The sequence below is a fragment of the Brevibacillus fortis genome (genome assembly GCF_046196545.1).
GTDB lineage: Bacteria > Bacillota > Bacilli > Brevibacillales > Brevibacillaceae > Brevibacillus > Brevibacillus fortis_A.
The window spans coordinates 940,544-963,484 of record NZ_CP176370.1 but is presented as its reverse complement, the minus strand read 5'-3'; the positions used below and the strand labels follow the sequence as shown (position 1 = coordinate 963,484).

Sequence of the window (22,941 nt, the reverse complement as noted above, 5' to 3'; positions counted from 1 at the left end):
GTTTCCTCTTCGAGCTGTTGTGATTCCACCTTCTTTTTATAAAAAAGAAATAGACCATTGGATGCTGCTTTCAAGATGAAGAAGACAATAGCCGCTTGGGAAGAAGCACATTTCCAGTCCTAGCGCCTCTGGAGCCCGACCTAGCGGAGAAATGAATGGCGGGGGTTTTCAGCTTCAACCTCTGCGAATACATCCTCGAAACTCTACTTTTGAAGCACTCCCGACATTCATTTCGGAGCGGACAGTCCTTCCCCTCAGTAGGGCGTAGGCCGAAGCGTAGACTGGAAATGGGCTTCTTCCCCCTCCACTACTGCTACTATAAAAAACAAAGGATAGCACCCAAGGCGCTATCCTTTTTGTTATTACGGATTCACACTATTTTTCGGAGGAGAAGCCAGGTCACGCAGGATCGCTACCTCTACCCGTCTGTTTTTCGCTCTGCCTTCTGCTGTCGTATTCGGCGCTACCGGATGGTATTCTCCCAAGCCTGTTGCGCTGAACTTCGTTGGGTCTAGGTTCTTGTTTTCCAGAAGAACCTTCAAGAAGTTAACCGAACGTTTGGCACTGAGATCCCAGTTGGACGGGAACTCTGCACGCCGAATCGGCACATTGTCCGTATGACCAGTTACGGTCACTTTTTTCGGGTGCGGTACCAGCATCGCTGCCATTTCACTCGCAAGCTTTCTCGCTTCCGGTTTCAGATCAGCTTTTCCGGAGTCAAACAGCGCATTGTCCAAAATGGTGATAAGCAGTCCTTCTTCGGTCAGCTTGGTCTGGAGCTTGTCCTGCAGCTTGTTTTGCTGAATGTATCCGTCCAGCTTTGTCTGCAGCTTTTTCAAGTCCTCTGTCTCTTTGCGGACCGCTTCTTCCAGACGCTTTTCTTCTTCTGTCTTCTGTTTTTCTGCTTCCTGTGCGCCTTTGTGCAAGGTTTGCTGCTGAAGTTCCGGGTCTAGCGGCACTGGACTCGGGTAGTTCATGACACCCACACCGCCGTTCATAGCAACGTTGAAGGACCGAACCATTTGGTCGAACTTCTTCGCATCCATCTCGCTAGAGGCGAACAACACGATAAACAAAGCGAGCAGAAGGGTTAGCAAGTCCGCGTATGGAATTAGCCAAGACTCGTCCATATGCTCTTCATGATGAGCATGTTTCTTTGGTCGCTTAGCCATTTACCGCAGCTCCTTCCTCCCTCTTCTCTTCCTTCATTTCTTCTTTCATTTCTGCACGTTCTTGGTATGGGATGTAAACCAGCAGCTTTTGTTCAATCGCAGTCGGGGATACACCTGCTTGGATGGAAAGCAATCCTTCGACCATAATTTTTTTGATTTCGATTTCTGCCTTTGATTTCCGTTTGAGCTTGGTCGCGAACGGGTGCCATAATACGTAACCCGTGAAAATACCGAGTAAGGTAGCTACGAACGCAGCCGCAATCGATATACCCAATGCATCGATGTCACTCAAGTTACCCAAGGCTGCAATCAGACCGACAACCGCACCCAATACCCCGAGAGTCGGAGCGTAGCTTCCCGCTTGGCTAAAGACGAGGGCCCCTGCCTGATGGCGCTCTTCAATGGCGTGAATTTCTTCATTCAGAACATCGCGAACAAAATCCGGTTCCCCACCATCAATGATCATCTTCATGCCGTTACGCAAAAATGGATCTTCAATCTCATCAGAAGTGTTTTCCAGTGCAAGCAATCCTTCGCGACGAGCGATGGAAGCCCAGTTCATAAACTGACCGATCAATTCTTTTTTTTCAGGGAGCTTTTCTTCTTTAAAAATTATCTTGAAAAGAGCAGGAATACGTTTGATTTCCGACATAGGAAATGCGTTACAGATAGCAGCAACAGTACCTACGATGATGATCATAAACGCTGCTGGATTCAGTAATGCCATCGGACTCGCATGCTTCAAGATCATCCCGACCACTACTGCGACAATACCTAAAACTATACCTATCAAGGTAGACTTTTCCATCGTGACACTCCCTACTTCCATAATCGAAATCTATCTATATATGGTTTCGGAATTTTTGCTCTCACTTGTGAGGCTTTTTGAAAAAAACCGCTCATCCGAACGACTGAACTAGTCCAATCATGACCAAAAGTCCTAGGATGAACGAAAAAGTCGCGGAACGAGCATGACCATCTCCATGGCTTTCGGGGATGAGCTCCTTGTAAACGATAAACAACATCGCGCCTGCGGCAAAGGAAAGCCCGTATGGCACCAGCCCTTGAACCACAGAGGTCAGGTAATAGCCACAGATCCCAGAGACGATTTCGACTGCTCCGGTCATCGTAGCCAATAGAAACGCTTTGAGACGACTGACCCTTTGATTGATCAGGAAGAGAGCAACCAGGAAGCCTTCTGGTGCATTTTGCAGACCGATTGCAAAAGAAATCAGGCCACCCAAGCCGGACTGTTCACTCGAATAGCTCACGCCAACGGACAATCCCTCTGGAATATTGTGCAAGGTAATCGCGGACAAGATCAGCAGCGATTGCGAATCCATCGAAATGTTGATTCTTGTATGCTCCAGATCGATATGCGGGACAATGCTTTCCAACACGGTAAGCATCAATGTTCCGGTAAGGACTCCCAAACAAACGATAATAAATGGCGCGCTCTGAAGTGCCTGTGGGATCAGACTGAATGTCGAGGCAGCCACCATAATTCCAGCCGTAAACGCCAGCAATATATCCCGCCATCGATGTGATACCGATTTGAAAAAAAGGATAGGCAAGGCGCCCACTCCAGTAGCCATGGCAGAAAGAAAGCTACCTATCAGTAGTTGTTCCATGTATGTTCCTCCACGTAATAATGCCGCTCTTCAGATGATACCATTTAGGTTCACGTAAAAACATATCTGGAACAAACGGCCTTCTACTATCATATTTCCCGAATGGATACCGTACGCCTTTTTGTTAGGCCTTTTTTGTTAAGCGGATCACATCCAGCAAATCGATTTTTTGTCTTGTTTTTTCATGATACAGCCATTTTTCCTGAACATGATCCACAAATAAAATTCCGTCTAAATGATCGATTTCATGCTGCATACAAACAGCAAGGAATCCGTCTCCCGCAAGGATCATTTCCTCGCCTTGTCTGTTCAACGTCTTTACCTTTACATGCTCGGCTCTCTTTACTTTGCCATAGTAACCCGGAAAAGATAAGCAAGCTTCCATTCCGATTTGTTCGCCACTCTTTTCTATGATTTCCGGATTAATGAGCTCCATTAATCCATCTCCGCAATCCATGACAACCACTCTGCGAAGAATGCCTACTTGAGGTGCGGCAAGGCCAGCACGGCCGTCCGTGGCATATAAGGTTTCAGCCATCTCATCCAGTAGCTTGAACGTTTTTGCATTCAGCTCATCCACTGGTTTGGCTACTTTGCGCAAGATCGGGTCTCCAAAAGGCAAAATCTGTTTCACTGCCATCTTTTTTTATGCTCCCTTCACTTTATTAGGCGGTGTATACGCCCACAAGTCATTTGGTGTACACTCTAGAGCTGTACAGAGTGCATCAAGTGTCTCGGCTTTCATTTGTTTGGGCTGACTGGTTAGTAAAGCACTGATGGAGGCTGGAGACAGACTGTAATTTGCTTTCTCTTTCAACAGCCTTGCTAAAGCGGCTCCCGTCCAAACTCCTCTTTCTGCCATTACTTTTCGCAACATCCAGACAAGCATCTTTTCACCTCTTAAAAATTTCGGCATTAACTAATTTTATTAGGCAACACCTAATATACCATATTTTTCATACAGAAATACAAAAACGCCAAATACTTGGCGTTTTTGACGTTCTACGTTTCCGATCGATATGTTTTTCCCAACTGATCACTCAGACCAAAATAATGGCGGAAGTTGTAGATCAGCGGATTCCATGCTTGAGGGTTCACGTGATGAGCACTTTGGACAATCTGTTTGTCTGCATGGACGTGACGCACTTCTGTCTCCACAATCGCAAACATGTCGGCATATTCCGGAAAACGGATTGTGCGGACGACTGCTTCGAGTTGAAGTGGGCATTCTCCCACTCGCTTTGGACGAACGATATTAGAGTCAACAGGTGTCAGCTTGGCTGCCTGAAACTTATCCGCTTCATAGCGGAAGCCCAGCTCCTGTTTATAGTCGGGTACGGGATTGCTGCCCGTTAGCGGAGCCAATGCTTCCACTTGCTGCCACATCGAGGCATCCGGCAAATTGATGACACACTCCGGCCGCTGACGCAAATTTTCCAATCCTTGCGAGCCAAACCCGAGTCCCAGAATGACATAATTTCCTAACGCCCATGACGATGAAATGGGACTGATATTCGTCGTTCCATCTTCATTTTCAGTCGTCAACAGGACGACGGGAGTTCCGTAATACAAAATCTTCGGCTGGATGGTCGTATGGCTAGTCATGAACATAGCCTCCTTTGACTAGAATCACTCTTGCTACGACTTATTCTAGTCGAGGATTATTTCCATCGCGCTCGAAGTATGAATGTATGCTTTCCTCCGCAAATTAGCGTGCTCCTGCTTTTTGCAGGATTTGTACAATCTCATGATAACCTCGTTCTTTTGCACGATACAGAGGTGTTTTTCCTTCGCTATCCGGGATGTTCACATCAGCACCGTGGTCGATTAACAGTTGGACCATCTCTTGTTGTTTTTTTCCACCATCGTTCAATACGATTGCTTCCATCAGTGCTGTCCAGCCCGGATTGTTCACATGGTTGACGTCTACATCTGTCCGGGTAAGAAGTTCCTTTGCTACCTCCACATACCCATGTTCTGCCGCTGGAATCAAAGGAGTTCCTCCGAAGCGGTTGTAAATCTTCGTATCTGGACCTGCATCGATAACCAGCTTCAAGATTTCTAGATATCCCTCTGCTCCCGCATACAAGAACGGATTATCTTGCCGGTCGTCCTGAATGTTGATGTCAGCTCCTGCTTCAATGAGGACCTTCACGGTTTCCACATGGTTGCCGTGTGTAGCCGCCATCGCCGCTGTTCTTCCACGATCATCCTGTGCGTTTATCTCAGCCCCTGCTGCCAAGCTCGCCTTGACTTCATCGGTTTTGCCCTCGGCTGCGGCTGCGAGCATTTTTTTGTTCCATGCTTTTATTTCCTCTTTAGACAGAGACGGCTTTTTACTCGTTTGGGACTGTTGCTGCGGTGGTGGTGAAGGTGTTTGTGTTGGTTGCTGCTGTTGGTGCTGTGCTGTCGTCACTGTCGGGGCGGTTGTCGTCGGTTCATCCATGCAGCCTGTCAACAGCATGCCGAATGGGATTGCAGTAAGAATAAGCCGATACATATCGTACATTCCTCCTCGGTTCGTCATTGTGATAAAGGTCTAAGCCCGGTTAAACACCGAGCTTAACAGTTCATCAACGATGGGGATCAACCCTCTGAATCTATCGTAGTCGGTAGAGATAAACTCCTGTTAAACCTGTTCTTAATGAACTATTTCCTAAAGATTAACTTTTTCTAAAAAAATGACAGGGGAAAGAAGAAAAAACAAAAACGCCAATCACTTTGGCGTTTTTGCGTTCGTTTATTCGGTTATGCCTACACCTTAAATCGGCGAATCATGTGCTGCAGCTCTTCTGCCATATTAGAAAGAGCTGTCGCTGATGAAGCGATTTCCTCCATGGAAGCGAGCTGTTGCTGTGTAGCTGCAGAAACGTTTTGCGTGCCATCAGCAGTCAAGTCGGAAACTTCGCTGACCAGCTCCATCGCTTCTACAACCTGTTCGGAATGGGCAGACACTTCCTGCGCAGATGCAGACACGTCGTGAATCTGGTCGGCTACTGTGCCAATTGAGTTTTGAATTTGACCGAACGTTTCACCCGCACGATGAACGACGCGAATTCCTTCTTGTACTTCCCGGGTGCCTGTTTCCATCGATTCGACGGCGACTTTTGTATCTGTCTGAATCGTACTGATCAACTGCGCAATTTTTTGAGCGGACTGTGCCGACTGCTCTGCCAGCTTCCGCACTTCATCTGCAACAACCGCAAATCCACGACCGTGTTCTCCTGCGCGTGCTGCTTCAATCGCTGCATTGAGGGCGAGCAGATTGGTCTGATCCGCAATGCCTGTAATGACCTCGATGATCTCTCCGATTGCTTGAGAATGATTGCCCAGACCGTCGACCACGGCTGAGAGCTCACGCATGGAGTCATGGATCGCATTCATCTGTTGAACAGCAGCCTGAATGGACTGGTTCCCTTCTCCTGCCATGTTGGCTACTTCGCTCACCATGTTGGATGTCTGCTGTGTATTGTTCGCGATTTGACGAATTCCTCGTGACATATCATCAATGGATTTCGCCCCATTCTCTACACTCATTACCTGGCGATCAACGCCTGCTGCCACTTCTTGAACAGTAACAGCAATCTGTTCGGTAGCCCTGCTCGTCTGATCTGCACTTGCCGTCAATTGCTCAGCAGATGCGGCTACCTGCTCGGAAGTTCCGCCTACCTGACGAATGACAGTGGTTAAACTGCTGGTCATCTCATTGAATGAATTCGCCAGGTCCAAAATCTCGTCACGACTTTTGACAACCAATGGCTCCACACGTAAATCACCATCAGCGACTTTCTTCATCTCTTCCATCAAACGCAAGATCGGTCGACGGATGCTTGTAGTCAGTACGACAGCCAGCGCCACACACGCAATGATAGAGATAATCAGGGCAATATTCAGGTCCCGCTTGACTGACTCATACAGTTGCGCACTTTCCGTGCCAGCGCGTTGTGCTCCCTCACTGTTATACGTCATCATGGCATCCAAATATTTCTTACGTTCTAAAAACAATTCACTGCCGTTTTTCTTGATGCGATCCAGCTCGGCCATGTCTGCATCGGTAGCTGGCCTTCTGATATCGACCTTTTTGGCTATTGCCACGTATTGCGGACTGTATTCCTCATATTTTTTCAGCGCCTGCTTCAATCCTTCGAAATTGTTACGGTCCTCTTCATTGGAAATCGTTTTTTCATAGCTGGTCAATAAGCCGTCCATATAGGCAAATTGGTCATCGATTTGCTGTGCATATTTGTTCTTGTCATCCATGTTCTCTGACGTAAGCATGGTTTGCGTAACTCCGTAAACGGTTTCCAGTGTCATGTTGATCTTCAAAATATCTTCCAGACCTGGGCGCCAATTCGTATTCATTTCCACCATCTTCTGATTCATCTGTTCCATCTTGATAATGGTCGTGATCCCCATAAACAGCATGATGACCAGGATTAGCGCGTACCCACTACCCAATTTTTTTCCGATCGTCCATTTCATTTCGTAAACACCACTTTTCTTGACATATGATGATAGCGTAATCTCCTTTTCCCTCCCAACTGATGGAATAAACCTTCTTGCGCACAAAAAAATTGATCTTTACACAAAAATGATAATCCACAATTCAGAAAACTCCTGTAAGATAGATGAAAATAAAGCGGAATGGAGGACGTTGATGCAAAACTACGACGTCATTATTGTTGGAGCAGGATCGATGGGAATGGCAGCTGGCTACTATCTGGCGAAGCAGGGCATGCGTACACTCATGATCGATGCCTTTGATCCCCCACACACGATGGGCAGCCATCATGGGGATACCCGTATCATTCGCCATGCGTATGGAGAAGGAAAACAATACGTCCCGCTTGCTTTGCGAGCGCAACAGTTGTGGTCAGAATTGGAACAAGCATCCGGCATGCCGCTCTTCGCCAAAACAGGTGTTTTGAACGCCGGACCCTTGAATTGTACTTTCCTGAATGAAATTCGGGAGAGCGCTGAGCAGTACTCCCTGCCCTTGGAAGTACTCAGTGCCGATGAGATCATGCACCGCTGGCCAGGAATCAATCTGCCTGCTGATTACTACGGTTGCCTGGAGCCTACCTCAGGTGTGCTTTATTCCGAAAACGGCATTCGCGCCTATCGAGAGCTCGCCCTTGCCTCAGGAGCTACGCTGCTTGCGAACACGCCAGTCACGCAGTTGGAGCCAGCAGGAAATGGGTTCATCGTGCATACGGAATCTGCCAGCTACCACGGCGATAAAGTCCTTCTATCCGCCGGTGCTTGGAATAGTTCTCTCCTTGACTCATTGGGCTTGTCCATCCCGCTTACCCCTACACGCAAAACCGTCGCCTGGTTTGGTGCAGACGAGAGCCAGTACAGTGCGGATGGCTTTCCCGCTTTCATCTTTAGCCTTCATGACTCCATGTTCTACGGATTTCCCAGCTTTGATGGCAGTGGTGTAAAAATCGGACGCCACGACGGAGGACTAGCCATCGATCCTGATAAACTGGAACGTACCTTTGGAACCTATTTGTCAGACGAAGGCGATGTTCGCTCATTTTTGGAAGCGTATATGCCTGGGGCAGCCGGACCATTGCGCCAAGGCAAGGTATGCATCTACACCATGACACCGGATGAGCATTTCGTCATTGACCGTCATCCAGAACATCCACAGCTTGTATTTGCAGCAGGATTTTCCGGGCACGGTTTTAAATTCGCCAGTGCGATCGGAGAAGCGACCAGCCAACTGCTGGTAGAGGGAGCATCTTCCCTTGACCTGTCTATGTTTTCTTGGAAGCGATTCTCCTGTCCATCATAGATTGTTGTTCAAAAAGCCTCTCGCCGCATTTATGGCAGGAGGCTTTTGTTCGTTTTACCACTCCCAAGACATAGAACCGATCTGCACTGTAATTCGACTGCTCGCTTGTATGGGAAGTCCGGAAGCTCGCATGGTGGAACGACCATTGTCGTAGGGAAACAAGTAGGCGAAACCAGGCCGAGTCGCCTGATTGACCAGATAGGCAGACCTCATTGCTCCCGCTCTTCGTTGTTCATTCAAAAATGCTACCATCTCACTCGCTCGTTTGATCCCCGCACCATGCCCATAATACAAGCCATTGCCGAGCACGACTGCATTTTCCCCTTGCCACTGCGGTGTCGCGCGATCGTAATCAGGATTGGCAAAATAAATCACATCACCAGGCAAGAAGGTATTTGTCCTTACTGTTTGTAAGTCCAGATCCTGATCGTACCGCCAGTCATATAGCAAAATGTCCGCAAACATTCTCTCAAAATCGGGTAAACGAATGGACTGTAGGACTGCATGATAAATAATAATGACCATCGCCGTAGCGCACTCCGTGGCGTATTTTTGGCCCTCACGAAAAATATTGATAATCCCGCTGGATGGCAGCACTCCCGGTCGCAAGCGGAATCCGCCCTGGTCTGTTCGAATCCAGTAAGCTGGATTGGCACGAGATTCTTCAAAAGTAGAAAAGGCCAGGCCGCTTTCGTGCAATGCCAAGGCAGACCTCACCAGATGATCGCGCGTTTTCAGTTCAAATTGCAGGAGCTCAGGAGTCGGATATTCAAATACTTCATCACTTCGTGCCATAATCGCTACCGTTTCACGCTGTACCGGATTTAATCCCCATTCCGCTGTCAACGAGGCGGGATGAACCGGTCTCCCCGCTATGACGATCATATACAACCTCCCCTTCACGCACTGTCCTTCTTATTTGTATGCGAATGCCCATGTCCAAGTGATCGGCTAAAAAACTATCTGAGAAGCACTGGAGGTCCTTTTGGTTTGAGTCAACATAGTGGAGGAGAAGAAAAAGCACAGTTCTCTTCGACTCTGACACGCCAGCAGGGGGGGATTCACTGGTCGTCTCCACTACAAAAAGGGGACCGTCGAGCCAAAGCCACCCTACGGGCGGAAGATTCTCAGGGGAGAAGTGTTCGACAAGCGTGGTCCCCTTTTTGTAGTTCCGACTGGGTAGGCGTTGTCAAGGTCTACGAGCCCTGTGCTTTTTCTTCTCACTAGCTTTGTCCGTTGATCGGTACCTCTAATAAAAATCCCTCGCCTGTTTGAACAGACGAGGGGTCCCTTTTTAGCCTTGTGCTTGTTTGACTGCTTGTGTTGTCGGAGTCGGAACTTGCTTTAAACGCGAGAACATATAGCAGCCGACAATGACGATTACACTGCCGAGCAATTGGATGATGGTCATACGCTCCCCGAGCAAAAGAAAGGCGAGAATGGCCGTAAAAATAGGATTGAAATTGAGAAACATACCTGCTGAGGTTGCGCCAACCTTTTGTACACCGATATTCCACAGCACCATGCTTACGACGGTCGCCATTACACCAACGTAGAACAGCGACAGCCAAAACGTCCAGTCTGTGTTGCTGATCGTAAATGTGGTGACATTAAAGGGCATCATCAACGCGACACCGAAAATCCCCGAGTACAGTGTGGACATCATCGGCGAAACAGTTTTCATCGCCCAACGCCCGCATACGGAGTAAATCCCCCACATGGCGACAGCAGCGAGCATCCACAAATCGCCCGTGTTGAAATGCAATTGGGACAAGTGTGCGAAGTCTCCTTTTGTCATCACCACAAGCACACCTGCAAACGAGACAAGCATCGCGACAATCTGCAACGGTCGAATTTTTTCGCCAACCAGCAAAAAGGAAAAAATCGCGATCGAAACCGGATTCAGCGTGGACAATAGACCGACATTGGTCGCGTCTGTCCGTTCGAGCGCCCAGAACATAAATAAATTAAAGAGGGCTACACCAGTTACTCCCATCACGATCAAAGGAAGGAGTGCCTCTCGCGTTGGCAAAATCCGCTTTTCGCGTATCCAAACAACTGGCAACAAGCAAACAACAGCAATAAGCCAGCGCAAATCGGTCAACGTCAAGGAAGACGCGTGCCCGACAAGAAATTTACCGACAACAAAATTTCCTCCCCAAAGGAAGCTAGTACAGAGTAATAGGACGATATACAGCGGTCTCATGTTGCCTCCTGCCATGTTGAAAGAGTTATGAAGCTTTTATTTGTCCTCTATCATACACCTTTCGCCAGCATTTGGGCGGTCATGTTACACTTCCATTTTTATCTTTTACCAGAAGTCATCCACTTCTCCATAAAAATCAGTTCGTCACGCTCATACCCAAGCTGATTGTAAAAGGCTTGTACACCATGATTGGTTGGCTCGATCAACAGGTTAATCTTTTCACAGCCGATATTCGCCAGCCGCTTTTCCAGCTCATCCATCAGCCTGCTACCTATGTCTTGTCCTTGGAAATCCGGATCGACTGCCAGATGATTCACCCATCCTCGCCGTCCGTCATAGCTGCCCATTACAGCTGCTATCATCCTTTCCTCCTCATTCATTGCCACCAAGAAAAGCTCTGCGTCTCGCTCCAGCTTCTTACGCAATCCCTCACGTGTATCCGAGCTAGAAAGCTGTAATCCGGCTCGTTGCCATAGCTGAATGACGTCCTCGTATTGTTGCAAGGAGAATGATTCAATTCTCATGTTTGATCACCACTATCTTATGTATTTTTATGCTTTTAATTTTATTTTTATACGATGATTGTAATACAAAAAGGGGCTATCTAACAGCCCCTTCCTTCACACAGCCAGCCACGACATGATCACCGGCAGCAATGTAAACGCCCATACCACCGTAATCATCGCTCCGGCGATTACAGCCAAAGTCGCACTGCTTCCTTCTGTTTCCCCACGCTCAAAAGCTTTAACCATCCCCAACGCATGTGCGCCCATTCCGTACATCAAGCCGATGGAAACGGGATGACGGAGCCTCATTCTCTTGATGATTTTAGGAGCTAAAAAAACACCTGCAAAGCTGGTCAGCATGCCGAAAACTGCCGTCATCGTAGTCATTCCGCCAATCGCCTCAGTTACGCTCACCGCAATTGGCAGGGTAATCGAGCGAGGAATGACGCTAATCGCCGCTTCTTTTCCCAATCCGACGAGCATCGTCGTAGATACTCCTGCAATGATAGCAATGAGGGAACCCGTAGCAAGACTCGTCAAAATCATCCGGCGATGCGCCATTAACACCGACCAATTTCGGTACAGCGGAATCGCAAACGCCACTGTTACTACGCTCATCATCTCACTAATCAACGAGGTCGCTTCACTGTACACCTGATAAGGAATGCCTGCGAAAAGCAAAAACAGAATCAAACCGATCGGCGCCAATATGGCCGGAGAAAACAGCAGAGACGGTCTTTTCTTGTTGAACCGTTTTGCTACATAGAAGAAAACGAGTGTCAGGAGTACGCTAGACGTTTTCCACAGGATCATGCTGTTTCACCTCTCCACGATTGAACATGCGCTCAGCAACAACACCTGTCGAAATCATCACAAGCGCACAACCGCTTACGACAACCACAAGCACCAGCAATCCTTTTATTCCCAATAACCATGGATATTGCATCATCCCGACCAGCGATGGTACGAAAAACAGGATCATCTGCGAGAATAACAGAGTCGCTCCCGCTTCCACCCACTGTAGACGAATCAAGCCGGTATATAGACAAATGAACAAAAGCGCGAGTCCGATCAGACTGCCGGGAACAGGAAGGTGAAAAAACGAGCTCACCCATTTCCCGAGCCAGGTGAAGCCGAACAATAACAAAACTTGTGCAATGATGGTGAACCATCTTTTCATCGAGACCACCCCGGTTGCTCTACAAAGGTTGTTCAAAAAGTCATCTTTTGAACGAGCTACCTTCATTCTAAGCCGTCTCGACTCCATTCGTACAATACATAAAAATCATGATTTCTATTCCATTTGGTTATGGCTATACATTTTCTCTATAAACGAAATGAAAGCCTTGGTCGCATGCGATAAATACCCTTCTTTTCGATAAATCAAGGCATACTGCCAGTCAATCACTGGGTAGGAAATGTTGACCGTGTGAAGATTTCCGTTATTCAAGCGTCTTACGATGGAGCGTGGAATGAGTGATATCCCCAGTTGGGTAGCCACCATCTCTCCGACAAAATCCCATAAAGAGCTCATATAAGCGACTTTCGGTTCAAAGCCGGACAGCTTGCACGCTTGGCGCACTACATCATGCATCGCGTACTCTTCGGTAAACAAAATAAAAGCCTCGTCCTTGAGCTGTTCCAAGCTCACCTCATCGACTCCCGCGAGCCAATGCTCCCGATGAACGATAGCGACGAGGTCCTCTGCGAGCAAGGGAACCGCCACAAATTTCTCCTGATCCGTTGGTAGAACGGTTAATGCCACATCGATGCTTCCTTGCTCCATTTGGATTTCAAGCAGCTTGGCGCTGTATTCCTTCATCTCGATATCGATGCCTGGATACTGCTTTTTAAACAGGGCAATCACATTTGGCAAGAGAAAAGAACCCACCGTCGGCATCATGCCCAGTTTGACCCGACCACGCTCGACATTTCGCAATTCTGCAATCGATGACGACATGCCTTCCATCAGCTGCAACACTTTGGTCGCATAGCTGTAGACCATTTCCCCTGCGTCTGTCAGATCCATTTTCCTCTCCGTCCGATCCAGTAGAACTACCTCTAGCTCTTCTTCCAATGCCTTGATCATTTTGCTGATAGAAGGCTGAGAGACGTGGAGGGATTGCGCGGCCTTCGTAAAGTTTTTATGTTTGACTACTTCCACAAAGTATTGCAGCTGTCGAATATCCATGATGCCCTCCGTCTTCGTCCAATCAAAAGCGTTAGCTACAGATTACCACAGGTGAGAGTATGCAAAAAAGCCAGGTACGCAGTCGCGCCCTGGCTTTCATCCAGCGTGAGTTACTTCACGGTTACCTGTATTTTTACGACTTTTCCATTATACGTAGCCGCAATCGTTGCGCGACCTGCTTTCACAGCCGTGATCTTGCCATCCACTACAGTCACAACGGAGCTGTTCGTGGAGATCCAGTCTGCATCGGTTGTGACGTCGACCTTGGTTTTGTCGGTATAAACAGCAGATACCTTCAAGTCTTTTGATTCGCCGACTTTGAGAGCGGCCTTTTTCGTGTCAAATTCCAGCTTGGAGATGACAGCAGACTCTACAGAGATCGAGATCGTCTTTCCACCGTAAGTTGCTTTGATTCTCGCTTTGCCAGAGCCTACAGTTTTTACGACGCCGTTTTCAACTGTGGCGACTTTTTCATCGTCGGATGTCCACTTGGCTTTGCTTGTTACATCGACTTTTTCTTTGGTAGACAGGGTAGCCAACAGCGTTATCGACTGGGTAGTGTCTGGACGCAGATACAGCTTTTTCTTATCACTGTCCAGCTTGGAGACGACATCCACCTCTACTGGAATGGATACACTTTTTCCACCGTATTTCACTTTGAGCTTCGCTGTGCCCGAGCCTACTGCTGTAACCAATCCATTCGTTACCGTAACGATTTCCGTATCATTGCTTTCCCACTCTGCATGAGCCGTTACATCAGTAGTAGACTTGTCAGAGAAGGTTGCTGTTGCGTTTACCTGTTTCGTGCCTCCCACGCTGAGAGCCAGTTTCTTCTGGTCAGCAGTGAGCTTGGAAATCACATCGATCTCAACAGGGACATTCACACTTTTGCCCCCGAAGCTTGCTTTCACTCTTGTTTTTCCGGAACTAACAGCGGTTACCAAGCCTTTTTCAACGCTGGCGATGTCACTGTCAGAGGAAGTCCACTCTGCTTGCTGTGTGATGTCTTCCGTTGTTTTATCCGTGTATTGCACGCGGACGTTCAATTGCTGTGTCCCCGCTTTTTTCAATTTTACTGTCTTTGTATCAACCACTAGCTTGGAAATTTTCTTCTGCGTACTTGTCGTCGCAGAATTTGCCAATGCCGGTACTTGGCCGACACTGGAAAAGATCAGCCCAACCGTAACAGCCGTAGCGAGCATACCTTTTTGCCAGTTTTTCATGCTCACATCCCTCTCCTCTCTACTTTTCCACCATTTTCTATATCGGCTAAACAGCCTTACTTGTTGAATACAAAATGGCAAAGAAAATCATGATTCTTCTGCCCATGTCCCTGCCAAAGGGGCAAAGTGTTGCATCGCCAACGCTCCTGCTCCCATCACGATTGCCTCCCCCTTCAATTCGGAAGGAATGACGCGAAATTTGCCCTTGAATGGCTCCCAGATCACTTGATCGCTATGCTCCTCGACCAAGTCAATGATTTCACGATAATTCTCCACCAAATCACCACTTACAATCACGGTATCTGGATTGTACATGCATACTATATTGTTAATCGTGATTCCGAGGTACAACGCAGTACGGGAGACGATTTCCTTCGCCCAGCGCTCTTCGTTTCTCGCTGCCGCGAACACCTGACGGACATCACTGACATCCTTCACCCGACGCGCTTCCATGATCAAAGAATTTTCGTCTATGTATGTTTGCAGGCATCCTCGCTTTCCACATTCGCACAGATTCCCATTCGGATCAAGCGTCGTATGCCCCAGCTCTCCTGCGCTATTGGAGCCTCCGCGAAACACTTCACCATTGATAATCAACGCAGAACCGATACCCGTGCCAATGCCAATCAAGGCTGTCTTGTTCGACCCTTTGGCAGATCCGTACAAGTACTCCGAGAGGATTTTCACCTTCAAATCGTTGTCGATAACGGTTTTGATTTTCAACCTTTTTTCAATCAGACTGGCAAACGCTACGTCCTTCCAGTCCAGCGTAGTGGATAGCTGAACAATCCCTCGCTCATAATTGATCACCCCTGGCATCCCAATGCCGATCCCGACCACTTTTTCTAACGGAATGCCTGTCTGGTTGAGCATCCCTTCGATCTCGTTACAAATCAGTTCTGCCGTCTCTTCCGGTGTAGAATCCTGTGTCTTATGATCCATCCGGTGCTGAGCAATAATCGCTTCGCTAAAGTCCATGATCCCAAAGCTGATGCGCTTTTTTGCCATGTCCACGCCGATTGTATAAATGGCCCCCGGCTCAATGTCGAGCATGATTGCCTTCCTACCCACACCTGATGAGGTTAGCTCTGTTTCTCGAATCAGTCCTTCTTCGCACAGCTCACTGACGAATCTGCCAATCGAGGTGGCGCTCATCCGCGTAATTTTGGCGATTTCTGCTCGCGATATCGGTCTCTGCTTTTTGATAATGTCGAGGATCATTTGCTTGTTATGCTGCTTGGTCACGTCCTGATCTTGCTTCATGATTTTTTTCATCATACAAAACTCCCATCTTGCTTGAATTCCCGGTAGCATTCCTGTGCGATTATTCTCACACTACCTGTCGCCATTTATTACGTCAACTGGGCCAAACAAAAACCATCCGAATCCCTCGGATGGCTTCTACGTTGCTATCGCTTGTTGTTGTTCAAATCATACGGTGTCTCTTGGTAAACGTAATAGTTTAACCAGTTGGAAAACATCAAATTCGCATGTGCGCGCCAAGTGACAATAGGCTCGCGATTTGGGTCGTCCTTTGGATAGTAATTACGCGGAACAGCAATGTCCAAGCCTTTGTTTACATCCCGCTGATACTCATCTTGCAGGGTGGTCGGATCATACTCGGAATGTCCTGTCACGAAAATTTGTCTGCCATCCCTCGTCGCTACGATGTAAACCCCTGCTTCATCAGACTCGGACAAAATCTCCAATTCAGACACTTGCTTGATGTCTTCCCTGCGATTTTCGGTATGCCTGGAATGCGGAATGTGGAAGTAGTTATCAAATCCGCGGAACAGCTTCACATTTTGCTTATTGAGTGTATGAGGGAAGATTCCGAACATTTTTTCTGGCAAAGGATGCTTCGGAACGCCAAAGTGGTGGTAAAGACCCGCTTGTGCTCCCCAACAAATATGCAGGGTTGAAGTGACGTTCTCCATTTTCCAATCGAGGATTTTTGTCAGCTCCTGCCAATACGTAACGTCTGTGAACTCGAGCTGTTCCACTGGCGCTCCGGTGATGATCATGCCATCAAATCGCTGGTCACAGATCTCCTCAAACGTTTTATAGAACATCGATAAATGTTCTTCCGACGTATTTTTGGACGTATGACTAGACATGTGCAAAAGCACGATTTCCACCTGTAGCGGCGTATTCCCCAGGAGGCGGAGCAACTGTGTTTCCGTTGTTTCCTTCACGGGCATGAGGTTGAGAATGACGATCCTGAGCGGTCGTATGTCCTGTGTGAAGGCACGGCTATCCTTCATCACAAAAATATTTTCTTGGGCGAGTATTTCCGTTGCAGGCAATTCGTCGGGCAATTTGATTGGCATAAAGATCCCCCTTTCCATCCTTTGAACACAGGTAGAAAAACATTAATCCGACAAATTCGACAAAAATACTAGACTTCCTGCCAATTCAACGGAAGAAAGAGAAAAAATCCCCTTGCAAGCAAGTTGCAAGAGGTCTCTTCCCTTAAATCCAGCCGCGCGCTTCCATCGCCTCCGTAATTCGCAAAAGCGAGATCATATAGGCTCCCGTGCGCAAGTCCACCTTGTATTGATCAGAGAGTTCTTTCACGGTGCGATAGGCGTTAATCATGGTCGTTTGCAGCTTTTCGTTTACCTCCTGCTCGGACCAGTAGTAATTCATCAGGTTTTGCACCCATTCAAAATAAGAAACCGTTACGCCTCCTGCATTGGCGAGAATATCTGGGATCACGGTAATCCCTTTTTCCCGCAAAATGGCGTCCGCATCCGGTGTAGTTGGCCCATTTGCTGCTTCTGCAATCCACTTGGCCTGAATGCTGTGGGCATTCGCTACTGTGATGACATTTTCCAACGCGGCCGGGATCAGAATATCCACTTCCAGCTCTAATAGCTGTTCATTGGAGATGACTGTACCACCTACATACTCCAAAATGGTGGCGTTGTCTTTTAACTGTCCTACCTTTTCTATGTCCAAGCCAGCAGCATCATAAATACCTCCGCGTGAGTCACTGACCGCCACGATTTTGAAGCCCAGCTCTGTCAAAAGTCTGGCAGCAATTCTTCCCGCATTGCCAAAGCCTTGAATCGCAACCGTTGTTTGCTCCGGCTTACGTCCAGAATCTTTTAGCGCCTCCAATATCGTAAAGACACATCCGCGAGCAGTCGCTTCGTTTCTTCCTTTGGAGCCGCCGACAGAGAGCGGTTTTCCCGTGATGACTCCCGGAGAATACGCTCCTTTTAATCGACTGTACGTGTCCATCATCCAGCCCATAATCTGCGGGGTTGTATAAACGTCAGGTGCGGGTATGTCTGTCTCCGGTCCGACAATATCAGCGATGGCTTCCATGAAGCCGCGGCTGACTCGTTCCAGCTCATTTTTGCTGAATTCGTGGGGATCACATATGACGCCGCCTTTTCCTCCGCCATAAGGAAGACCAACCACGCCACATTTGAATGACATCCACATGGAGAGCGCCTTGACTTCATCCATCGTCACATCCGGATGAAAGCGAATCCCTCCCTTTGTCGGCCCTACCGCATCATTATGCTGAGATCGGTAGCCTTCAAAGACACGCACGCTGCCATCGTCCATCTTGACAGGAAAGCTGACAGCCAATACTCGTTTGGGTCGCTTTAAAATTTCGACAGCATCGCTCCGCAATCCCAACAATGCCGCTGCAGCATCAATCTGTTTCTGCACAATCTCGTATGGATTCAGGTTTTCTTTCTCTACAGTATTTAGCATCTCTCTTCCTCCCCAATACTTTTCACCTGCGTTTTCTACATCACCTTGGCACAGAGCTAAAGGATGAATGGAGTAATTATATACGATGAAAGTAAATTCAGACAATTTAATTTCATTGTTTTCACATTATTGTGTTATTTTTGGTAAACAAATAAAAAAACGCCCGATGCATCCTCACGACACATCAGACGTTTTTCTCTTATTTTTTTAAATATGCCTTCATCAGCTTCGTTTTCGTCTCCCACATCTCTTCGCTGATGTGCAGACGGTAATGCTCCGGATTTAGCATGCGCAAGTATTCAGGCCAGAACAGCTTGAGTTGCTCACGATGGTAGCTGCGAATCTCTTGCAGGGTCGGCAGTTCATAGACCAGTTCCCCATCCACAAATACCGGAACGAGCAGCGACTCTGCCTGGTAGTTCTCCAAATGCTTGCTCAAATACGTATGGCTCGGATGGAACAAATGGAGAGGTGCTCCCTCTTCGACTGTTGTTTCATGCGGGAAGCACATGTAGTCAGCAATCGCTTTGCCTGTTTCCGGATCAATCAATCGGTACATGTCTTTGATGCCTGGTGTCGTGACTTTTTCCGGATTTCCGGAGATTTTGATCGTCGGCTGATATTCTCCGTCTGCGCCTTCACGCGCCACCAGCTTGTATACGCCTCCGAGTGTCGGCTGATCCGCTGCCGTGATGAGCTGCGTTCCTACTCCCCAGCTATTTACGCGTGCTCCTTGTACCTTCAGGTTCATAATCGTGTGCTCATCGAGATCGTTGGAAGCGACAATTTTCACGTCGGGCAGTCCGGCCTTATCGAGCATTTCACGCGTTTTGATTGACAAATAGGCCAAGTCGCCACTGTCCAGTCTTACGGCAGCCAGCTTCTTGCCTTCCTTCTCCATTCGCTTCCCTAACTTAATCGCATTCGGCACGCCGCTCTTCAGCGTATCGTAGGTGTCTACCAACAGAGTGACCTGCCCTGGAAGTGCTTTAGCAAACCGCTCAAAAGCCTCCTCCTCGCTCTCAAAGCTCTGCACCCATGAGTGCGCGTGCGTCCCTTTTGTCGGAATGCCAAACATTTTCCCTGCCAGCATATTTGAGGTCGCGTCGAAGCCTGCCAAATAAGCTGCCCGCGTCCCCCACAACGCAGCATCTGCTTCCTGCGCCCTTCTTGTTCCGAACTCCATAAGAACATCATTGCCCGCCACGTTTTTAATCCGCGAAGCTTTGGTTGCAATCAGCGTCTGGTAGTTCATGTAGTTCAACAGGGCCGTCTCAACCAGCTGTGCCTCCATGACACGCCCCTCTACGCGAATCAGCGGCTCGTTCGGGAAAACCACGGTTCCTTCCTTCACGGAATAGAGCGAGCCCTTAAAACGAAGCTGGCGCAGCTCTTCCAAAAACTTCGGATCGTAGTTCTCTTCCTGCTCGCTCAAATACTTGAGATCACTTTCTTCAAAGCGCAAATTTTTAATATAGGAAACAATTCGTTCCAGTCCGGCAGATACGGCGTATCCGTTTCCAAAAGGTAGTTTGCGGAAAAATGCTTCGAAAACGACCTTCTGATTGTGTGTTCCGTTCACCCAATGGGCGTACATCATGTTGATTTGATATTTATCTGTGTGTAGTGCCACACCAAATGATTGCATGTCACTGAGGCCTCCTGTGTATTCCTTTCTTTCATCATACCAGAAGCTTCCGCTGGTGCCCATCCGCTGTGGAGGATATTAGGGAATGTGGTATAGTATGGGGATATAAAGAGGAGCAATCGTACAGGCTGGGAGTGAGTATAAGTTGAACAGAAAAATCGTTACGATTAGTAAAGGATTACCTAAAAATAATATGTACAACGGCAAGGAATATCTCTCCGGCATTTGGAAGGAAGAAGCAGACGAGCTCGTTGTCCGTTCCGCGAAAATTGATGACGACGATATTGCGAATCCAGAGTACCATGGCGGCCCAGACCGCGTCGTCTGTGCGTATCCTTTTGAACATTATGCCCATTGGGAGAAGGTATTCGGCCACCCTCTGACCAATGCGGCATTCGGAGAAAATCTCACGCTGGCTGGCATGACCGAAGAGCAGGTCTGCATCGGGGATGTGTATCAATTCGGTGATACCATCCTGCAAGTGACCCAAGGCAGATTTCCTTGCGCGACCATCAACAAGCGCAACAACAATAACCAGCTCCTCAAAGCGGTGGTAGAAATGGGATATACGGGCTATTTCTTCCGTGTTTTGCAGGAAGGGACGATCAAGCCAGACTCCAAGATTACCCTCATCACTGCACATCCAAAACAAGTAACGGTAGCGTCGATTCATCACTTGTACTTCCACGACAAGTCACCATCCCAAGAGACGATACAGCGTATGCTTGAGGTGGAGGAATTGGCTCAGCCCTGGCGAAAAAAACTACTGGAAAAGGTCGTTCAATAAGTCGACTTTTGATCACGAAGTAGTTCAGGATGCTGATTCGACATCGAAAGTGGCGTTCACCTTCGAAGTCCGGTGCTCATGTAGGCTCCCTACATTCCGCTCCTCCTTCTTCAGGTTCTCGCCACTTTCTCGGTGCTGAAAAGTCGACTTTTGAACACTTACTGGAAAAACAGCAACAATAGCGAAAGGAACGTCTCATGCGAATTAATAAGTTCATCAGTGAAACCGGCATTTGCTCACGAAGAGAAGCCGATAAATTAATTGAGGCCAAGCGTGTGACGATCAATGGCCAAATCGCGGAACTGGGAAGTACGGTTGCGTCAGGAGATGATGTGCGCATCGATGGACAGCCCCTCGGTTCCAAAAAGAAAAATGTCTACATCGCCTTGAACAAGCCTGTCGGAATTACGTGTACCACTGAACTGCACGTCAAAGGCAACATCATCGATTTCGTCAATCACCCTGAACGGATTTTTCCTATCGGGCGTCTGGATAAAGATTCGCAAGGCCTCATCCTGTTAACCAATGACGGGGATATCGTAAACAAAATTTTGCGTGCTGAGAACAATCATGACAAAGAGTACATCGTCACCGTGGACAAGCCCATCACGGCGAATTTCTTGCATGGAATGGCAAACGGCGTACGCATTCTCGGAACGACTACAAAGCCTTGCAAAGTAACCAAAGTCAGCGAGCGCGTCTTCAATATCGTGCTAACGCAAGGGCTGAATCGACAAATCAGACGGATGTGCCAGGCTTTTGGTTATCAGGTGCGAAAGCTAGAGCGGGTACGCATCATGAACATTCCGCTGGGGAATTTGAAACTGGGGCAATGGCGCAATCTGACGGCCAAGGAATTGACTGATCTGAATAAAAGCTTGTGAAATAGGGACGGGTTGGAGTCTGTATAGTGGCTCCTTCCCGTCTTTCGTCTGTATGCGAATATTTTATCTTTACTGAAAACTCTCATTTACACCCTCCCCGTCTCCGTTTACCATGCGCAAGCTCATCGCAGGACAAGTGATCGTCAAGGACGAAACAGCTTTGTGCATTTTGACAGGAAACATGCTGAAGGACACGGATGCACTGCAAGAGTATCATTTGGGGGAATCGGCACAAGCGAGCTATCCAAATAAAATTGTCCCGGCACAGCTTACGTTGAAAGACATTGGTGCCATGCTTTCGTAACAACTCATCTGTATTTTCTTTCGTCAACATACGCGAATCATTTGCTATCTTTTCAATATCCTGTTATGCTAGTAGAGAATTATTTTTGTTCGAAGCAACGGATAGCGTAGATAACAAATTTTCGTCTTGATGATCCTGCGAGCAAGGATAGTAATTATATGTGTGTTACACACTAGGAGGCAATAACAATGGAACAAGGTACAGTAAAATGGTTTAACGCAGAAAAAGGTTTTGGTTTTATTGAGCGCGAAGGTAAAGAAGACGTATTTGTACACTTCTCTGCTATCCAAAGCGACGGTTTCAAATCCCTTGACGAAGGTCAAAAAGTTACTTTTGACGTAGAACAAGGCCAACGCGGACCACAAGCTACTAACGTTCAAAAAGTTTAATATAAGCCATACACAAAAAAACAGACTCCTGTAAGGGGGTCTGTTTTTTTGTTGTCTGAAACACAAATAAAAAACCCTACTCCGGTAAATGGAGTAGGGAATGCTAAACAGAACAGTAAATGGTAGACTCAGTATAACACAGTACCTATCGCTTCCTAAAATTTTTATATTTTCTAATAAGGATTATTCGACCGTAGGCAGTCTAGAACGTTGAATATCCGTAATTTGCCCGGAACGTTCAAGACCATACTCGGCTTCTCTACACAAGCAGAGGCTTCATACACCGTTTCTCCCAATATGCTAGACGCGATGAGTGGGCAGCATTCGCCAGGCCGATAGCCTGTACAACGTAACCTCTCTCCCATCGCTGCTCAGCCCCTCTTCTGTAGTAAGTGCCGTCAGACTTGAAAAACGTGCAAGGACTTCCGCAATCTGCTCCTTTTGCATTGGACGAAGAACCTCCTTGTG

25 protein-coding genes are annotated in these 22,941 nt (G+C 47.7%); 5 read left to right on the top strand and 20 right to left on the bottom strand.

Translation table 11 applies throughout. The annotated features are described in order from the left end of the window. Window positions 1-362 precede the first annotated feature (362 nt). The 8 genes from motB to ACKKE8_RS05035 all read right to left on the bottom strand — a co-directional run bounded on the left by motB (window position 363) and on the right by ACKKE8_RS05035 (window position 7,285). Window positions 363-1,172, bottom strand: a complete 810-nt coding sequence (gene motB / locus ACKKE8_RS05070; RefSeq protein ID WP_409177212.1) for a flagellar motor protein MotB — start codon at window positions 1,170-1,172, stop codon at window positions 363-365. Further along, on the bottom strand, window positions 1,165-1,980 hold the full coding sequence (gene motA / locus ACKKE8_RS05065; RefSeq protein ID WP_007722005.1) for a flagellar motor stator protein MotA: 816 nt from the start codon (window positions 1,978-1,980) through the stop codon (window positions 1,165-1,167). The genes motB and motA overlap by 8 nt, the downstream gene beginning before the upstream one ends. 91 nt (window positions 1,981-2,071) lie before the next feature. Next, window positions 2,072-2,803 carry a ZIP family metal transporter gene (locus ACKKE8_RS05060; protein WP_409177211.1) on the bottom strand — a complete coding sequence of 244 codons (732 nt, stop codon included), beginning with the start codon at window positions 2,801-2,803 and terminating at the stop codon, window positions 2,072-2,074. Window positions 2,804-2,927: 124 nt separating this feature from the next. Further along, window positions 2,928-3,443: a peptide deformylase gene (gene def, locus ACKKE8_RS05055; protein WP_409177210.1), complete on the bottom strand. Its 516-nt coding sequence runs from the start codon at window positions 3,441-3,443 to the stop codon at window positions 2,928-2,930. A gap of 6 nt (window positions 3,444-3,449) precedes the next feature. Next, complete coding sequence (locus ACKKE8_RS05050) at window positions 3,450-3,692, bottom strand: helix-turn-helix domain-containing protein (RefSeq protein WP_409177209.1); 243 nt, start codon at window positions 3,690-3,692, stop codon at window positions 3,450-3,452. Window positions 3,693-3,805: 113 nt separating this feature from the next. Further along, entirely contained in the window at window positions 3,806-4,408 is a 603-nt protein-coding gene (locus tag ACKKE8_RS05045; RefSeq protein WP_409177208.1) for a flavin reductase family protein, read from the bottom strand. A gap of 103 nt (window positions 4,409-4,511) precedes the next feature. Further along, a complete protein-coding gene (locus ACKKE8_RS05040) occupies window positions 4,512-5,303 on the bottom strand; it encodes an ankyrin repeat domain-containing protein (RefSeq protein ID WP_409177207.1) in 792 nt (263 codons plus the stop codon). A 254-nt stretch (window positions 5,304-5,557) separates the two neighbouring features. Then, window positions 5,558-7,285 (bottom strand): methyl-accepting chemotaxis protein, encoded by a 1,728-nt coding sequence (locus ACKKE8_RS05035; protein ID WP_409177206.1) that lies wholly within the window; start codon window positions 7,283-7,285, stop codon window positions 5,558-5,560. Between the two features lie 175 nt (window positions 7,286-7,460). On the opposite strand from ACKKE8_RS05035, the gene solA reads away from it, so the two are divergent. After that, entirely contained in the window at window positions 7,461-8,603 is a 1,143-nt protein-coding gene (gene solA / locus ACKKE8_RS05030) for an N-methyl-L-tryptophan oxidase (RefSeq protein WP_409177205.1), read from the top strand. Between the two features lie 54 nt (window positions 8,604-8,657). On the opposite strand, the gene ACKKE8_RS05025 is transcribed toward solA, so the two are convergent. From ACKKE8_RS05025 to ACKKE8_RS04975, 11 genes are all read right to left on the bottom strand, one after another. After that, window positions 8,658-9,488: a protein-glutamine gamma-glutamyltransferase gene (locus ACKKE8_RS05025; RefSeq protein ID WP_409177204.1), complete on the bottom strand. Its 831-nt coding sequence runs from the start codon at window positions 9,486-9,488 to the stop codon at window positions 8,658-8,660. 409 nt (window positions 9,489-9,897) lie between these two features. Further along, window positions 9,898-10,809 carry a DMT family transporter gene (locus ACKKE8_RS05020; protein WP_409177203.1) on the bottom strand — a complete coding sequence of 304 codons (912 nt, stop codon included), beginning with the start codon at window positions 10,807-10,809 and terminating at the stop codon, window positions 9,898-9,900. Between the two features lie 98 nt (window positions 10,810-10,907). After that, window positions 10,908-11,333, bottom strand: a complete 426-nt coding sequence (locus ACKKE8_RS05015) for a GNAT family acetyltransferase (RefSeq protein ID WP_409177202.1) — start codon at window positions 11,331-11,333, stop codon at window positions 10,908-10,910. Between the two features lie 96 nt (window positions 11,334-11,429). Continuing rightward, window positions 11,430-12,128 carry an LrgB family protein gene (locus tag ACKKE8_RS05010; RefSeq protein ID WP_409177201.1) on the bottom strand — a complete coding sequence of 233 codons (699 nt, stop codon included), beginning with the start codon at window positions 12,126-12,128 and terminating at the stop codon, window positions 11,430-11,432. Beyond that, the gene (locus tag ACKKE8_RS05005; RefSeq protein WP_409177200.1) at window positions 12,106-12,495 is read right to left on the bottom strand and encodes a CidA/LrgA family protein; all 390 of its coding nucleotides are present in this window, start codon (window positions 12,493-12,495) and stop codon (window positions 12,106-12,108) included. The genes ACKKE8_RS05010 and ACKKE8_RS05005 overlap by 23 nt, the downstream gene beginning before the upstream one ends. 114 nt (window positions 12,496-12,609) lie before the next feature. Then, window positions 12,610-13,506: a LysR family transcriptional regulator gene (locus tag ACKKE8_RS05000; RefSeq protein ID WP_409177199.1), complete on the bottom strand. Its 897-nt coding sequence runs from the start codon at window positions 13,504-13,506 to the stop codon at window positions 12,610-12,612. Between the two features lie 110 nt (window positions 13,507-13,616). Next, on the bottom strand, window positions 13,617-14,729 hold the full coding sequence (locus ACKKE8_RS04995) for an Ig domain-containing protein (protein WP_409177198.1): 1,113 nt from the start codon (window positions 14,727-14,729) through the stop codon (window positions 13,617-13,619). Between the two features lie 87 nt (window positions 14,730-14,816). Beyond that, on the bottom strand, window positions 14,817-16,007 hold the full coding sequence (locus ACKKE8_RS04990) for an ROK family protein (protein ID WP_409177197.1): 1,191 nt from the start codon (window positions 16,005-16,007) through the stop codon (window positions 14,817-14,819). A 131-nt stretch (window positions 16,008-16,138) separates the two neighbouring features. Continuing rightward, a complete protein-coding gene (metA, locus tag ACKKE8_RS04985) occupies window positions 16,139-17,059 on the bottom strand; it encodes a homoserine O-succinyltransferase (RefSeq protein WP_409177196.1) in 921 nt (306 codons plus the stop codon). Between the two features lie 142 nt (window positions 17,060-17,201). Then, window positions 17,202-18,461: a Glu/Leu/Phe/Val family dehydrogenase gene (locus tag ACKKE8_RS04980; protein WP_409177195.1), complete on the bottom strand. Its 1,260-nt coding sequence runs from the start codon at window positions 18,459-18,461 to the stop codon at window positions 17,202-17,204. A gap of 199 nt (window positions 18,462-18,660) precedes the next feature. Beyond that, window positions 18,661-20,109 (bottom strand): nicotinate phosphoribosyltransferase, encoded by a 1,449-nt coding sequence (locus ACKKE8_RS04975; RefSeq protein WP_409177194.1) that lies wholly within the window; start codon window positions 20,107-20,109, stop codon window positions 18,661-18,663. A 145-nt stretch (window positions 20,110-20,254) separates the two neighbouring features. On the opposite strand from ACKKE8_RS04975, the gene ACKKE8_RS04970 reads away from it, so the two are divergent. The 4 genes from ACKKE8_RS04970 (at window position 20,255) to ACKKE8_RS04955 (ending at window position 22,473) form a co-directional block, all read left to right on the top strand. Continuing rightward, window positions 20,255-20,896: an MOSC domain-containing protein gene (locus ACKKE8_RS04970; protein WP_409177193.1), complete on the top strand. Its 642-nt coding sequence runs from the start codon at window positions 20,255-20,257 to the stop codon at window positions 20,894-20,896. 197 nt (window positions 20,897-21,093) lie between these two features. Further along, window positions 21,094-21,780 (top strand): 23S rRNA pseudouridine(2604) synthase RluF, encoded by a 687-nt coding sequence (rluF, locus tag ACKKE8_RS04965; protein WP_409177192.1) that lies wholly within the window; start codon window positions 21,094-21,096, stop codon window positions 21,778-21,780. A gap of 112 nt (window positions 21,781-21,892) precedes the next feature. Next, window positions 21,893-22,084 carry a hypothetical protein gene (locus ACKKE8_RS04960; protein WP_409177191.1) on the top strand — a complete coding sequence of 64 codons (192 nt, stop codon included), beginning with the start codon at window positions 21,893-21,895 and terminating at the stop codon, window positions 22,082-22,084. Between the two features lie 188 nt (window positions 22,085-22,272). Further along, window positions 22,273-22,473: a cold-shock protein gene (locus tag ACKKE8_RS04955; protein ID WP_087342717.1), complete on the top strand. Its 201-nt coding sequence runs from the start codon at window positions 22,273-22,275 to the stop codon at window positions 22,471-22,473. A gap of 300 nt (window positions 22,474-22,773) precedes the next feature. On the opposite strand, the gene ACKKE8_RS04950 is transcribed toward ACKKE8_RS04955, so the two are convergent. Further along, window positions 22,774-22,920 carry a hypothetical protein gene (locus ACKKE8_RS04950; RefSeq protein ID WP_409177190.1) on the bottom strand — a complete coding sequence of 49 codons (147 nt, stop codon included), beginning with the start codon at window positions 22,918-22,920 and terminating at the stop codon, window positions 22,774-22,776. Between the last annotated feature and the right edge of the window lie 21 nt (window positions 22,921-22,941).

Excerpts from the sequence above, each read along its gene's own strand:
- ACKKE8_RS04995 (WP_409177198.1), bottom strand. The coding sequence starts at position 14,729 with ATGAAAAACTGGCAAAAAGGTATGCTCGCTACGGCTGTTACGGTTGGG.
- ACKKE8_RS04955 (WP_087342717.1), top strand. The coding sequence starts at position 22,273 with ATGGAACAAGGTACAGTAAAATGGTTTAACGCAGAAAAAGGTTTTGGT.
- motB (WP_409177212.1), bottom strand. The coding sequence starts at position 1,172 with ATGGCTAAGCGACCAAAGAAACATGCTCATCATGAAGAGCATATGGAC.
- metA (WP_409177196.1), bottom strand. The coding sequence starts at position 17,059 with ATGCCAATCAAATTGCCCGACGAATTGCCTGCAACGGAAATACTCGCC.
- ACKKE8_RS04950 (WP_409177190.1), bottom strand. The coding sequence starts at position 22,920 with ATGCAAAAGGAGCAGATTGCGGAAGTCCTTGCACGTTTTTCAAGTCTG.
- ACKKE8_RS05005 (WP_409177200.1), bottom strand. The coding sequence starts at position 12,495 with ATGAAAAGATGGTTCACCATCATTGCACAAGTTTTGTTATTGTTCGGC.
- ACKKE8_RS05015 (WP_409177202.1), bottom strand. The coding sequence starts at position 11,333 with ATGAGAATTGAATCATTCTCCTTGCAACAATACGAGGACGTCATTCAG.
- ACKKE8_RS05000 (WP_409177199.1), bottom strand. The coding sequence starts at position 13,506 with ATGGATATTCGACAGCTGCAATACTTTGTGGAAGTAGTCAAACATAAA.
- ACKKE8_RS05020 (WP_409177203.1), bottom strand. The coding sequence starts at position 10,809 with ATGAGACCGCTGTATATCGTCCTATTACTCTGTACTAGCTTCCTTTGG.
- solA (WP_409177205.1), top strand. The coding sequence starts at position 7,461 with ATGCAAAACTACGACGTCATTATTGTTGGAGCAGGATCGATGGGAATG.
- def (WP_409177210.1), bottom strand. The coding sequence starts at position 3,443 with ATGGCAGTGAAACAGATTTTGCCTTTTGGAGACCCGATCTTGCGCAAA.
- ACKKE8_RS05050 (WP_409177209.1), bottom strand. The coding sequence starts at position 3,692 with ATGCTTGTCTGGATGTTGCGAAAAGTAATGGCAGAAAGAGGAGTTTGG.
- ACKKE8_RS05035 (WP_409177206.1), bottom strand. The coding sequence starts at position 7,285 with ATGAAATGGACGATCGGAAAAAAATTGGGTAGTGGGTACGCGCTAATC.
- ACKKE8_RS05060 (WP_409177211.1), bottom strand. The coding sequence starts at position 2,803 with ATGGAACAACTACTGATAGGTAGCTTTCTTTCTGCCATGGCTACTGGA.
- ACKKE8_RS05025 (WP_409177204.1), bottom strand. The coding sequence starts at position 9,488 with ATGATCGTCATAGCGGGGAGACCGGTTCATCCCGCCTCGTTGACAGCG.
- motA (WP_007722005.1), bottom strand. The coding sequence starts at position 1,980 with ATGGAAAAGTCTACCTTGATAGGTATAGTTTTAGGTATTGTCGCAGTA.
- rluF (WP_409177192.1), top strand. The coding sequence starts at position 21,094 with ATGCGAATTAATAAGTTCATCAGTGAAACCGGCATTTGCTCACGAAGA.
- ACKKE8_RS04980 (WP_409177195.1), bottom strand. The coding sequence starts at position 18,461 with ATGCTAAATACTGTAGAGAAAGAAAACCTGAATCCATACGAGATTGTG.
- ACKKE8_RS04975 (WP_409177194.1), bottom strand. The coding sequence starts at position 20,109 with ATGCAATCATTTGGTGTGGCACTACACACAGATAAATATCAAATCAAC.
- ACKKE8_RS04960 (WP_409177191.1), top strand. The coding sequence starts at position 21,893 with ATGCGCAAGCTCATCGCAGGACAAGTGATCGTCAAGGACGAAACAGCT.
- ACKKE8_RS05040 (WP_409177207.1), bottom strand. The coding sequence starts at position 5,303 with ATGTATCGGCTTATTCTTACTGCAATCCCATTCGGCATGCTGTTGACA.
- ACKKE8_RS04990 (WP_409177197.1), bottom strand. The coding sequence starts at position 16,007 with ATGATGAAAAAAATCATGAAGCAAGATCAGGACGTGACCAAGCAGCAT.
- ACKKE8_RS05010 (WP_409177201.1), bottom strand. The coding sequence starts at position 12,128 with ATGATCCTGTGGAAAACGTCTAGCGTACTCCTGACACTCGTTTTCTTC.
- ACKKE8_RS05045 (WP_409177208.1), bottom strand. The coding sequence starts at position 4,408 with ATGACTAGCCATACGACCATCCAGCCGAAGATTTTGTATTACGGAACT.